This window comes from Pontixanthobacter gangjinensis, assembly GCF_009827545.1.
GTDB lineage: Bacteria > Pseudomonadota > Alphaproteobacteria > Sphingomonadales > Sphingomonadaceae > Pontixanthobacter > Pontixanthobacter gangjinensis.
Genome location: NZ_WTYS01000001.1, coordinates 828,855 through 841,718 on the forward strand (window position 1 = coordinate 828,855; position 12,864 = coordinate 841,718).

General features: G+C 55.2%; 13 protein-coding genes. 7 read left to right on the top strand and 6 right to left on the bottom strand.

What is annotated here, in order from left to right; all coding sequences use genetic code 11:
• Positions 1-46: 46 nt before the first annotated feature.
• Positions 47-691: a TetR/AcrR family transcriptional regulator gene (locus tag GRI36_RS03890; protein ID WP_235902157.1), complete on the top strand. Its 645-nt coding sequence runs from the start codon at positions 47-49 to the stop codon at positions 689-691.
• A 122-nt stretch (positions 692-813) separates the two neighbouring features.
• Positions 814-2,763 carry an ATP-dependent zinc metalloprotease FtsH gene (gene ftsH / locus GRI36_RS03895; protein ID WP_160597276.1) on the top strand — a complete coding sequence of 650 codons (1,950 nt, stop codon included), beginning with the start codon at positions 814-816 and terminating at the stop codon, positions 2,761-2,763.
• Between the two features lie 65 nt (positions 2,764-2,828).
• Here the strand turns inward: ftsH and GRI36_RS03900 are convergent, their stop codons facing one another.
• The 3 genes from GRI36_RS03900 to rpoZ all read right to left on the bottom strand — a co-directional run bounded on the left by GRI36_RS03900 (position 2,829) and on the right by rpoZ (position 5,242).
• On the bottom strand, positions 2,829-4,001 hold the full coding sequence (locus GRI36_RS03900; RefSeq protein WP_160597277.1) for a DUF3667 domain-containing protein: 1,173 nt from the start codon (positions 3,999-4,001) through the stop codon (positions 2,829-2,831).
• Between the two features lie 51 nt (positions 4,002-4,052).
• Positions 4,053-4,790 (bottom strand): ParA family protein, encoded by a 738-nt coding sequence (locus GRI36_RS03905; RefSeq protein WP_160597278.1) that lies wholly within the window; start codon positions 4,788-4,790, stop codon positions 4,053-4,055.
• Positions 4,791-4,897: 107 nt separating this feature from the next.
• Positions 4,898-5,242 (bottom strand): DNA-directed RNA polymerase subunit omega, encoded by a 345-nt coding sequence (gene rpoZ / locus GRI36_RS03910; protein WP_160597279.1) that lies wholly within the window; start codon positions 5,240-5,242, stop codon positions 4,898-4,900.
• Between the two features lie 181 nt (positions 5,243-5,423).
• On the opposite strand from rpoZ, the gene GRI36_RS03915 reads away from it, so the two are divergent.
• On the top strand, positions 5,424-6,638 hold the full coding sequence (locus GRI36_RS03915; RefSeq protein ID WP_160597280.1) for a phospholipase D-like domain-containing protein: 1,215 nt from the start codon (positions 5,424-5,426) through the stop codon (positions 6,636-6,638).
• On the opposite strand, the gene GRI36_RS03920 is transcribed toward GRI36_RS03915, so the two are convergent.
• Positions 6,639-8,186, bottom strand: coding sequence for a replicative DNA helicase (locus GRI36_RS03920; RefSeq protein ID WP_160597281.1), 1,548 nt, complete (start codon positions 8,184-8,186; stop codon positions 6,639-6,641).
• A gap of 146 nt (positions 8,187-8,332) precedes the next feature.
• Between GRI36_RS03920 and GRI36_RS03925 the strand changes: the two genes are divergently transcribed.
• Genes GRI36_RS03925 through GRI36_RS03935 form a run of 3 tightly spaced genes read left to right on the top strand, consistent with a single transcriptional unit; the run spans position 8,333 to position 9,952 of the window.
• Positions 8,333-8,830 (top strand): UPF0262 family protein, encoded by a 498-nt coding sequence (locus GRI36_RS03925; protein WP_160599037.1) that lies wholly within the window; start codon positions 8,333-8,335, stop codon positions 8,828-8,830.
• 10 nt (positions 8,831-8,840) lie between these two features.
• A complete protein-coding gene (locus GRI36_RS03930) occupies positions 8,841-9,542 on the top strand; it encodes a glycoside hydrolase family 25 protein (protein WP_160597282.1) in 702 nt (233 codons plus the stop codon).
• Positions 9,539-9,952, top strand: a complete 414-nt coding sequence (locus tag GRI36_RS03935) for a cytidine deaminase (protein WP_407985657.1) — start codon at positions 9,539-9,541, stop codon at positions 9,950-9,952. The genes GRI36_RS03930 and GRI36_RS03935 overlap by 4 nt, the downstream gene beginning before the upstream one ends.
• An 11-nt stretch (positions 9,953-9,963) precedes the next feature.
• Here the strand turns inward: GRI36_RS03935 and GRI36_RS03940 are convergent, their stop codons facing one another.
• Complete coding sequence (locus GRI36_RS03940) at positions 9,964-11,094, bottom strand: M14 family metallopeptidase (RefSeq protein WP_160597284.1); 1,131 nt, start codon at positions 11,092-11,094, stop codon at positions 9,964-9,966.
• Positions 11,091-11,705: a DUF4136 domain-containing protein gene (locus tag GRI36_RS03945; RefSeq protein WP_160597285.1), complete on the bottom strand. Its 615-nt coding sequence runs from the start codon at positions 11,703-11,705 to the stop codon at positions 11,091-11,093. Before GRI36_RS03945 ends, GRI36_RS03940 begins: the two co-directional genes overlap by 4 nt.
• Before the next feature lie 128 nt (positions 11,706-11,833).
• Here GRI36_RS03945 and galE point away from each other — a divergent pair, with 128 nt between their 5' ends.
• A complete protein-coding gene (gene galE, locus GRI36_RS03950; protein ID WP_160597286.1) occupies positions 11,834-12,844 on the top strand; it encodes a UDP-glucose 4-epimerase GalE in 1,011 nt (336 codons plus the stop codon).
• Positions 12,845-12,864: the final 20 nt, after the last annotated feature.

The following is a 12,864-nucleotide window of genomic DNA, read 5'->3' on the forward strand; positions in this document are numbered from 1 at the left end:
GACCCATTATTGAACGGTAGCGTTTAGCTGAACGGAGCCGTTCACTTTGTCAATCGATATCGAAAAGAAACTTACTCCGAAGGCCGGGGGCAAGCTAGGAAGGCCGGCGGATGAGGAAAAACGCTTGGCGATTGTCCATGCTGCGTCCGGGATGTTTTTCGATGTTGGTTTTGCGGCCACAGCAATCGAGCAAGTGGCTGCCAAAGCCGGTGTATCCAAAGTTACCGTGTACAACCATTTCGGCGACAAGCGCGGTCTGTTTGTAGCGACAGTCGAGCATCAATGTGAACAGATGCGCGATCATTTCACACTCGATATGGAAAGTGAAGGCAATTTGCGCGAGCGGTTGCTGGCTTTGGGAATAGCGATGACAAATTTCCTCGCCCGGCCTGAGATGACTCGATTCGAACTGCGGATTGCGGCGGAAACCGAACATGAGCCCGAAGTGGGCCGTTCGTTTCTTGATGCAGGCCCGCGGCGGATGCGGATGCAATTTTGCCTTATGCTCCAGCATGAGGTCGACCAAGGACGATTGCAGATTGATGATTTGCCGCTGGCCGCCGAGCAATTCGTTTCAATGTGTAAGGGATTTGCCGATCTGGAGCGGCGGTTTGGCGCTGCAAATGACCCCGAACGCAATCGCGAAAGGATTGAGGGCGCGGTTAACGTTTTCCTCAAAGCCTATGGCTGACGCTGTATCTGGCGAATATCAATCACAGTAATCGCAAAAACAAACGCGATAGATAATGCGGCGTTAGCTTGCCATTCACCCGTCTGCTCCTACATTATCGAAGTGAAAGGAATACAAGCCCGATGAACGACGAGAACGAACCGCAAACTCCAAACCCATGGGTCAAGAGCCTGGTGGTATGGGGCGGCATCTTCATGGCGCTGATCTTGGTTGTGACGATGTTCGGCAATGCCGGACAGGCTCCATCGCAGGAGATGGAATATTCCGCGTTCCGCGGCAAGGTGGCCGAGGGTACTGTCGAGAGCGTTGAAATCGCTCCTGACAAGATCACCGGCAAGCTTAAATCGGGAGAATTGTTCACCACCATTCCCGTTGGCTCCGATACGGGACTGACTAAGCTGCTTGATGAAAGCAATGTCCGTTACTCGGGCGCTGCGGTCGAACGGATGAATCCTTTGCTGGTGATTTTGATCCAGTCGCTGCCATTTATTCTCATCCTCGGCATCGCATTTTTTGCTCTGCGACAGGTGCAAAAGGGTGGCGGCGCGGGCGGCGCGATGGGCTTCGGCAAATCGAAAGCTAAATTGCTCACCGAACGCCAAGGCAAGGTGACATTTAACGACGTTGCCGGTATCGATGAAGCCCGCGAAGAGCTGGAAGAAATTGTCGAATTTCTGAAAGACCCGCACCGCTTCTCGAAATTGGGTGGTCAAATCCCCAAAGGCGCTTTGTTGGTTGGCTCGCCCGGTACGGGGAAGACATTGCTTGCCCGTGCGATCGCTGGCGAAGCCGGTGTTCCCTTCTTCACTATTTCAGGCTCTGATTTTGTCGAAATGTTTGTCGGCGTTGGCGCGAGCCGCGTTCGCGACATGTTCGAACAGGCAAAGAAAAACGCGCCTTGTATCGTGTTTATCGATGAGATCGACGCGGTTGGCCGCCACCGCGGCAACGGCATTGGCAATTCCAATGACGAACGCGAACAGACATTGAACCAGCTGCTGGTCGAAATGGATGGTTTTGAAGCCAATGAAGGCATCATCATCATCGCCGCGACTAACCGCCCCGATGTGCTCGACCCTGCGCTGCTGCGTCCGGGCCGTTTCGATCGCCAAGTCGTGGTGCCAATTCCTGACATTGATGGCCGCGAGAAAATCCTCGGCGTTCATATGAAGAAAGTGCCATTGGCACCCGATGTCAATCCACGTACGATTGCGCGAGGGACACCAGGTTTCTCAGGCGCTGATCTCGCTAACCTCGTCAATGAGGCAGCGTTGCTGGCAGCTCGCCGGAACAAGCGTCTGGTTGCGATGCAGGAATTTGAAGACGCGAAAGACAAGGTCATGATGGGCACCGAGCGGCGCTCCATGGTGATGACCGATGATGAGAAGAAGATGACTGCCTATCACGAAGCGGGTCACGCGCTGGTTTCGATTAACGAGGAAGCATCCGACCCGATTCACAAAGCGACAATCATTCCGCGCGGCCGGGCGCTTGGTATGGTGATGCGTTTGCCGGAGAGGGACAATTATTCTTACCACCGCGATAAGATGCACGCGAACCTAGCAGTTGCGATGGGCGGCCGTGTGGCTGAGGAGATTATCTTCGGTCATAGCAAAGTCTCGAGCGGTGCGTCTTCGGACATCCAATATGCGACCGATCTAGCGCGCAATATGGTGACCAAATGGGGTATGTCGGACAAGCTTGGCCCGCTTCAATATGAGGCCAGCCAAGAAGGCTATCTGGGTATGGGTTCGACTCAGCGCACAATGGCCGGAGCCGAGACCAACAAGTTGATTGATGCCGAAATCAAATCGTTGGTTGAAGGCGGTCTGAAACGCGCTGAGGACATCCTCAAGTCTCAGGAAGACAAGCTGCATTTGCTGGCTCAAGCGATGCTGGAGTTTGAAACGCTATCTGGTGACGAGATTGACCAGCTGATGGAGAAGGGCTCCTTTGAACGCAGCGACAAACCCAAGGGATCTGGGGCGATTAAAGCAATTGCTGGCTCGTCAATTCCCAAAGCGGGTAAGAAGTTTGGCGGATCAGGGGATAGCGCACCGGAAGGGGCGTAATCTCAGTCAATCCTGATGGTAGATTAAAAAAAGGGGCTCGCCGACCAATTCGGCGAGCCCCTTTTTTATCCAGAAATCACAATGCCGATCATGATCAATGCGAACAGTGCCATCGATAACCAGATGAACATGCTCAGCACCAGCATTCGCCACAAGGCGCCAAACCGGCTCAAATCATAAGCCCCGCGAAGCGAGCGGTAGAGATGAAAAGGCGCATAGAGCGCCGGAATGGCCACCAAGGGCACAATTTCCAGAGCAATGCCGAATGACATTATCACCGCAAGCATCGTCATAAAGCTGATCGAATAGGTCACAAAAACGGTGTGATCATACATCTTGAACCGGCGGCTAAACGGAAACAAGATCCACATAAACGGCAAGCTCAACGGGATCAGCAACCAGCTCAATTTATACACGTTGGTCTGCAATTTATAGAGCAGCAGCGTCGGGTTTTCCTTCAGCTTTGTCCATGAAGCTTCAATCCAATTCTCCGCTTCGTCTGCGGGGCCAGCATCCTGTGCGGTGCCTTCAGTGTTCGCTTCAGGTGCTGGTTGGGCAGCCTCGATCTGCCGGTCATCGGGGCCTAGGCCAATCTTAATCGGTCCGCCGGGCCTTTCTGTAATCTTGCCCTGCTCCAGAACCGCAACAAGCAAATCACGTTGCTGCTGTTCTTCGGTTATCTTCCCGCGGATGACCGCCGCTTCTTCGGCCGTCACATCGTCCGCGACAAGATCCCGGCCAAGCTTCGCCAAGCGATCGTCAGCACGCTCGATTCTCGCGCCAATCTCTTCAGCGGTTGCGGGGTCGATTTCCGGTTCAATATTTCCGAAACCGCCGGACACGCTGAAGATCGCGAAGCTGACAAATACGGTGAACAAAAACAGCGCGATCGGGCTGAGATATTTCGCCCGTTTACCGTCGATATATTCGCGCATAACAATGCCAGGGCGCCAGATTAGCAATGGCATTGTGCGCCAGAACTTGCCTTCAAAATGCAGCACACCGTGCACCAGATCGTGCAGAAACCCTTTCAGAGTGCGGTGAACATGCGCCCTTTGCCCGCAAGCGTAACAATGCGCCCCCATCAGCGGCGTTCCGCAATTCAGACAAGCTTGTTCGTGTGTATGACTCTGGTCCTGGCTGCTGCTGCCGGTTCCGGGCTCGGCCACATGCGCGATGGCCGCGCCTTGCGCTGCCTCCCCGATGGCTCCTGAAATCTCGCCTATGTCCCCGCTCATGCCATAGCTTCTAATGCAGCAAGCCTATCAGCGCTAGAGTGCCGTGATTTTCTAGGCTTCAAAGGTGGCAGTCTTCGCCTCAATTGCGGCCCATAATTTGCCTATTCCCTTGGCGGCTGAACAACTTGTTGCGAAATCGCCAACTGGCTTTTGCCTTACAGCACATTGTTCCATCGCGCTGGCCAAGGGTATCACCGGCCAGTCCGGGGCAGCTTCGCGCGCCTCGCGGTGTAGAGTGCGGCGCATGTCGATCATTGAAAGAACTGGCAGAATTGGCGGGTGCCGGTGGCCGGATGCCTTAATCTCTTTGGCGACGCGCTGGAATGCGCGGGTCGACAGTGGCGATGGCGGTAGTGGTACGATCACGATATCAGATGCCTGCAATATCTGACGGCTCTGTTCGTTGACTGCAGGAGGGCAATCGAGAATAATCCGTTCGTATTTTCGGCTGAGTGCATTGGTGATCCGCCCGACATGCTTGCGACGTCCCGGACGTGACAGCAAGGCTTCAATCGAACGCAGACTCTCATCGGCAGGCAGAACCGTTAGATTGGGGTAAGCGCTCTTCACAAGATGCTTTTCAGGGTCCGGCGCGATCCCGAACATTGCCTCTGCACGCAGTCTGGGATCGGGCTCTATGCCGAGCAAATACCCCGCGCCGTTGGCAGCATCCAAATCCCACAAGACCGTCGATCGATAGGATTGCATGGCCGAACACCATGCAAGATTGGCCGCTAGCGTGGTTTTGCCCACACCGCCTTTCACGCTGTAAATCGCGATTACTGCCACTAGCCTTGCGCCCCGTTATATTTTCGCAGACCCGAATACAAAAAGGGCCACCCCGTCAAGGAGTGGCCCTTTTTGTATCCCGTGCAGGGACAGTTCTTATAATACGGTCAGCCTTCGTAATCGGAACCGATTGAGGTTGACCGGGCGGGAGCAGATGCGGTGATCCGCAATGCTTCTGCAGACTGGCTGAGCGAGCCGATTTCATCGGCTTCATCTTCGTCGTCAGGCAGGATTTTCTGCAAGCTGGTGATGACGCTTTCTTTAAGGTCTTTGGGCTTGATTGTTTGTTCGGCCACTTCGCGCAAAGCGACGACGGGGTTTTTATCGCGGTCCCGATCAATGGTCAGTTCAGCGCCGCCCGAAATTTCACGTGCGCGCTGCGCAGCAAGCAAAACGAGATCAAAACGGTTGGGGACCTTGTCGACGCAATCTTCGACGGTAACACGCGCCATAGGGCACTCCAGTAAAACTTGTGTTTCAGGAAAGCGCGCTAAATAGGGCGAAGCGCGCTACGAGTCAAGAAAATGCAGTATGTGCAACCATTGCCGTTTTGGTGCATACGCAGGAGCAAGACTGACCGGCATTTGCCCTATCAAGAGCGCGAGGACTCACGGTCAATAAAAGGAATTTCGTTTGGCCAATCATGACCCAAGGCAAGACTCCAGCCATAAGACGAGCCATACTCCGAGCGAGCGACCTTCCTACAATGATCCAGAAGCTTTTTCTATCACCGCTCAAGGCCATGACCTTACATTCTACCCTGCGGGAGCAGACCGGCTCGCGGCGCTCATAGAAACCATCGACAGGGCAGAAACATCGCTCAACCTGTTCTATTACATGTTTCAGGAAGATGGCGCCGGAACACAGGTTCGTGATGCGATTGCCAGTGCGGCTGGACGCGGCGTAAGCGTTCACTTGTTGGTGGACCGGTTCGGGACCGATGCGCCAGACAAGTTTTTTCAGCCAATAATCGATCAGGGCGGTCATTTTGCAGTGTTCACCCCGAAAGTCAGCCGCCGTTATCTGATCCGCAACCATCAGAAAATCTGCATCGCTGACGAGACAATCGCGATGGTGGGCGGGTTCAATGTCTCGGATCATTATTTTGATCCCCCGAACGACAATGGGTGGAAGGATCTGGGTTGCAAGATGACCGGCCCGGTCGTTGATGATTTGCTTCGCTGGTACGGGCAATTGGCCGAATGGACCGAGAACCCTAACGCGCAATACCGGGCTATGCGCAAATTGATCAAGGATTGGAAACTCGGTGATGGAAAAGTACGCCTGACACTCGGCGGGCCGACACGTTCGCCGAGCAATTGGGCGCGCCAGGTTAAAAGCGATCTGGTTAGCGCGACACGGCTCGACATGGTGATGGCCTATTTCTCACCGCCTCGCAGTTTTCGGCGGCTTATTCGTAAGATAGCAAAGCGTGGAGAATTGCGCCTGATTATGGCTGGCAAGTCAGACAGCCAGACCACTATGTCGGCGGCCCGCGCTACATATGGTGCCACGTTAAGGGCTGGAGGGCGCATCTATGAGTTTCAACCCTGCAAGCTCCATATGAAGCTGATCGTTGTAGATGACATTGTCTATTTTGGCAGCGCCAATTTCGATCATCGATCGATCCGGATAAATCTGGAAATGATGTTCCGCTTCGAAGATGCAGCGTTGGCAGCGCGGATGCGCGAATTGGTAGACGATATGCAGGATGCATCAATCGAAGTTACTCGCAAGCTGCATCGCAAATGGCGCAATCCATGGTCGTTGCTGAAATGGTGGTTCGGGTGGTCGATGGTTTCTGTGGTGGATTACACCGCTGCGCGCGGACTAAATAACGACAGCTGATTAGCCAATAGAGCTGTCATAATTGGCGCGCGGATCATCGTCGGCAAGGTCGGAGAACTTAGTAATCCGTGCTTCAAACTTCATCCGAACCTTGCCGGTGGAACCGTGCCGCTGCTTGGCCACGACCAGCTCGGCTAAGCCAAACACTTGCTCCATCTGCGCGCGCCAAGCTTCATAGGCTTCGTGCACTTTCTGGTCGTCAGTTTCGACCGGCATCTTGGGCTCTTTTGATTGGATGTAATAATCCTCACGATAAACAAACCAGACCATATCGGCGTCTTGCTCAATCGAACCTGATTCGCGCAAATCGGACAGCATTGGGGTTTTGTCTTCGCGTTGCTCGACTGCCCGGCTTAGCTGTGACAGCGCAATAACCGGCACTTCCAGTTCCTTGGCCAGTGTTTTGAGGCCACGGCTAATCTCCGAAATCTCGTTCACGCGGTTGTCATTGGCGCGACCTGAACCTTGCAGCAATTGCAGGTAATCGACGATAATCAGACCAATGCCATGTTTGCGCTTCAACCGCCGGGCGCGGGTTCGCAGGGCTGCAATTGTCAGCGCGGGAGTGTCATCAATATACAGCGGCAGTTCGGCCAGACGCTGGCTGGCGAAACTCAATTGCTGAAATTCTTCTCGACTGATCTTGCCCATCCGCAGCTTTTCTGACGAAATACCCGCCTGTTCGGACAGGATACGCGTGGCCAGCTGATCGGCGCTCATCTCCAAGCTAAAAAACGCCACCGGCGCACCGACAGATTCTTCGATTCCGTCAGCCATATCGCGCAGATAGCGATCCGCGCAATTGAAACCGATATTGGTCACCAGCGAGGTTTTGCCCATACCCGGACGCCCAGCAAGAATGATCAAATCGGAATCATGCAGCCCGCCTATCTTCTGGTTGATGCTGGTCAGTCCGGTGGTCTTCCCCGAGATATTACCGCCCGAGTTGATCGCCAATTCGATCATGCCCAGCGCCTTGTGCGAAGCGGTACTGAAAGATGATGCCTCTGTCTGTCCAGCAGCGCCTTCGGCCACCTGGAACAAGGATGCCTCCGCCTGTTCAATCTGCTGCATCGGCGCAACATCTTCTGATGTATCCAGCGCGCCTTCGACCAGATTGCGCCCTACAGTCACCAACTCGCGCAGCAAAGCGAGGTCGTAAATCTGCTCTGCCAATTCACGCGGGGCGAGCAGACCCTGACCATCGGCAGTAAGCCGTGCCAGATAGGTAATTCCGCCCAATTCCTTCAGCGCTTCGTCAGCCTCGAAATAGGGTTTTAGCGTGACCGGAGTGACTACTGCATTACGGTCCAGCAATGTTAGCACCCGCTCATAGACGCGCTGGTGAACCGGCTCGAAGAAATGGATCGGGCGAATCGGAGTGGGCAGTTCCTCGATGACCTTATTGTCGATCAGAACCGCACCCAAGAATGCCGCCTCCGCCTCGATATTTGCGGGCAGGCTGCGCCCGATGGGCGTGCCGTTGGCGCTGCCATTCTCGCTTATGGGAACAGCGGCGGTGCGTTCAATCAGTTCTTGGTCGGACATGGCCATTCTTTGCGCGGGATGGGGGCGGCATGGCAAGTCCCCAGCCAAAATATAGAGTGCTGCTTTGCCTCACTTGCCCTGTGGATAGTGGGGATGAATCGTGAAAGGCTTGCAGCAACCCCTTTGCATCTGCGAAAGGCGCAATGATGACCGGTTCTAATCACAACCATTGGCGTATTGCCAAGATCGATCTAGATGAAGATACGATCCTGTGGCGCAGCGCCGATGTGGAGCAGGAACGCCGCGTTGCGATGTTCGATCTGGTCGAAGAAAACAGCTTTAAACCGATTCGTTTGGTCGAAAACGGGCATAACGGCCCTTATGATCTCAAACTGGCGGTTCAGGACGGGCGGTTGGTCATGGCAATCGGAATGGCCGGGGCTGAATCGCTCGAAACTATTGTGCTTGGTCTTGCTCGCTTTCGCCGCCCAATCCGCGAATATTTTGCCATCTGCGACAGCTATTATCAGGCTATCCGCAAAGCCACAGCAGCTGAAATCGAAACCATCGATATGGCCCGGCGCGGGGTTCATAATGGTGCGGCTGAATTGCTGCTCGAACGGCTGGAAGGCAAGGTTGAAACCGATTTCGCCACAGCCCGGCGGTTATTCACGCTAATCTGCGTTTTGCACATCAAGGGCTGAGGGAAAGCAGATGGCGCGCAAAAAGAAATCAGTCGGTTGGCTGTGGCGGATTGCCGCGCTGCTGCTGCTCGTCGTGATGACGGCTGGTGGTTGGTTCTGGTGGGATATGCAGCACTGGACACCTGAAGAAAGCGTTTTTCCCGATCAAGGCATTTACGTCAGCGCCCACGATGGCGAAGTAAACTTCCGCACGGCCAAGGCGCTCGGCGCAAGTTTCGCCTATCTCGCTGCCAGCGATGGTGCATCGGGCAAGGATGGCCGCTTCGGGCGCAATCTTGATGCTGCAAAAGAGGCTGGCATGGAGATTGGCGCGGTCCATCAGTTCGATCCTTGCGTGATGGCGGACGGGCAGACGGCCAATTTCGTGGTGATGGTCCCTCGAGGCGGCCAATGGATGCCGCCGGTAGTCGAGCTGGCGCGCACCGCAGAGATTTGCGAAAAGCGCGTACCCGACGCGGCTGTTGAAAGCGAATTGATCACGTTGATCAACCAGGTGGAAAATCACACTGGCAAGCGCCTGATCTTGAAAGTCTCGCCCGAATTTGAAAGTCGGTACAAGATCAGCCAGATGATTGAGCGTGATTTGTGGCTCAGCCGGACGCGGTTTGAACCGAGCTATGCCGGACGGCCCTGGCTGTTCTGGACCGCAAACGAAGCCCTGCGCAGCGAAGCATCGCAGCAATCGATCAGATGGATGGTGGTGAGACCGTGACCGATACTAATGACCAGAGCCTAATCGCCGCAGCACGCGAGGCTGCGCAGCAATCCTATTCACCCTATTCCAATTTCGCGGTGGGCGCTGCATTGCGCTTCGCCGATGGCAGCGTGGTGACCGGCACCAATATAGAGAACGCCAGCTATGGCCTCGCGCTGTGCGCAGAGACGATAGCCGTATCCAAAGCAATGGCCGATGGCGTGCGCGGCGGGTTGCTGGCAGTCGCGGTAACGGGGCCGGGCGATGACCCGATCACGCCATGCGGTAGATGCCGGCAGGTGTTGAACGAACTGGCGCAATTGGGCGGGACTGATCCCGAAATACTATGTGTTGGGCCTGATGAAGTGAAGCGTGTGAAACTCAGCGTGCTGCTACCCGAGGCATTCGGACCGGCAAGCTTGATTTAGGCTCCTGCCTCCTAAGCCTCCAAAAACTCCAGCAACGCCCCCAAACAATCGCGGCCCAGCACTTTGCACCGTTCAGGTGAGAAGTTTTGTTCGGAATCAGGTGCGTCGTCATTGTCTTTATACGGCATTTCAAGCGTCATCGCGGGGCATTTGAAGCGGTAGGCGACTTGAGTGGTGCACATTGACAGATTGGCCTTGCCGGGCGCGGCTTTAGGGTAGCCGAGCTTGGTCTGGAAATCGGGTGTGCGGCGTTCGAGGATTGCCTGATAATTGGCGAAACCGGCGTAATGTTCGTCGGTCAGGCCGGGGATGCCCTCATATCCGGCGAGGAATACTGCGGGGATGGCTTCGTCACCATGGACATCCATTGCGAAATGCACACCGGTTTCGTCCATCTTGTTGCGGATAACGAGGACTTCGGGTGATTTCTCCGCCGTTGGTTCTGCCCATTCGCGGTTGAGGTTTACGCCGACCGCATTAGTCCGCAAATGGCCGCGGTGCGACCCGTCCGGATTGCAGTTTGGCACGATGTGGAAGGTGCATTTTTCGCGCAGCATACGGGCGACGGTGTCGGTCGGATCGGTCAAGCATTCGAGAGCGCCTTCCATCCACCATTCTGCTTGGGTTTCGCCGGGATGCTGGCGGCCAGTAAGCCAGACTTGAGTATCGCCTTCACCGATCCGAAGATAGTCGACTGGCTGCCCGTCAAGCGTTTCGCCTAGGCGTTCATAGGATACGCCCTCACATGCAGCAGCCTCTGCGACGAGATCGTGATGCCGCTCCATCGAATAGGGCGCGAAATAGGCGAAATAGGCAATATCGCTGGCTGGTGTGTAACGAATTGTGAGCGTGCCATCGCCTTCGCTCTTGTCGAATTCGGTTTCTGTGGTGCCCCAATATTCACGGTCTTCGCTGACGCGCGCATTGTAATTGGGCCAGCCTGCCGGATAGGCAGAGCTGTTCATCTGGTCGATTTTCAATTCGACCTCGCGTCCGGCCATGCCGCTAACGCGGAAATGGAACCACTGCTTAAACTCGGACATATGATCTGCCCTGATGGCAAGCCGTGCGCTTGCGCCATCAAGGGACAAAACTTCGATGTTTCCGCTGTCAAAAGCGGCATCAATCTGGATATTACTCAATTTGCGACCCTTACTTCTACAGTTTCGCCATTATTGCCCGGAAATTCGCTGAACAGGGCATCGGCGATTGCTTTAGCGTTTGGCCCATTATCGGCCAATTGTGAATTATCACTTACGGAAATGGAGGCGCGGCCCTCCCACACGGCATCGCCGGTTCCTGCATCGCGGATCATGACGGCGATATCGGTGCCAATCATCCCGCGCTTGCCGCCGCCAAGATTAATGCCAATGCCCAACCCTACGCCTGATCCGTATGAACCTGCCGAACCGCCAGCACCGACGCTGACGGGGCTGCGTCTCTGGGCGGCCTGCGCGACATAGCGGTTAACGCGGACTTGCGCGATTTGCTGGGCTTGCGCGCGTGGCACCTCGCGGTATCCAAGTTCGGTCAATTCTGCAGCAATGGCCGATTTAAAAGCGGCGGCTTCAACCGGATCGCTATCTTCGCCTTCCATTCCAGGGGCCGATTCGATGAATATCGTACCTGTTCCCAATTGCGCTTGAGCAGAATGGAAGCGGGTCACTTCGACCGGGTCAATGCGTGGGCCGGCTACACAAGCGGATACGGCAATGGCACCGAATGCAGAAAGAGCGAATGTCGAAAATTTCATGATGCGAACTCCTGCCGCAGCCTTACAGACAGTCTGGACGTGTTGCCAGTGCCGTTAAATGGCCGAAATATGGTGCAAATGCTTGGGCCGTTAACCATTAGGTCGCAGGAGTTTGCTAAGCGCGGAACATGATTAACAGCTCGAAACCTTCCGTATTGGTAACCGGCGGCGCCGGCTATATTGGTAGCCATGCCGTGTTGGCGTTGTTGGATGCCGGATGGGACGTCGCAATTATCGACAATCTCACCACCGGTTTCCGCTTTGCCGTGCCGGGTGGCGTACCGCTATATGAAGGCGATATCGAAGATGGCGATTTGCTTGCCCGGATATTTGACGAGCAGAGAACCGGCGCAATTATGCATTTTGCGGGCTCGATTATCGTGCCTGAGTCGGTCGAGAACCCGCTTAAATATTATCACAACAATACGGTGAAAAGCCGCGCGCTGATTGAAGCTGCGGTGACAGCGGGAGTGCCGCATTTCATCTTCAGCTCCACTGCGGCGACCTATGGTGTTCCAGACGTTTCTCAGGTCAGCGAGAACACTCCGCAAGTCCCGATCAACCCCTATGGCTGGTCTAAATTGATGACCGAACAGATGCTGAAGGACACAGCATTTGCGCATGATCTGAACTATTGCGCCTTGCGCTATTTCAATGTGGCTGGTGCCGATCCGCAAGCGCGTAGCGGGCAATCTACCGCCGGCGCGACGCATCTGATCAAGGTGGCAGTAGAGGCGGCACTGGGTAAACGTGATGCAGTGGCGGTTTTCGGCACGGATTTTGAGACACCCGATGGCACTGGTGTACGCGACTATATTCATGTGTCCGACCTCGCCGCTGCCCATGTTTTGGCGCTTGAGGCGCTGATCGAGCAGCCAGGGCGCAGCCTGACGATGAATTGTGGTTATGGCGGGGGCTACTCCGTGCTCGACGTACTCGATTCGGTTGACCGGGTGACTAACCGGACCATCAAGCGGATTATCGAACCAAGGCGTGCGGGTGACCCCGGGTCGCTGATTTCCGATCCATCGCGGATTCGTGCGACGCTGCCATGGCAGCCGAAACATGATGATCTGGACGAAATCATCGGCCATGCGCTGCAATGGGAGCGCAAGCTTGGTGAAATAAGAGGCGATTAGGGCGCTTCGCAGGCAGGTTC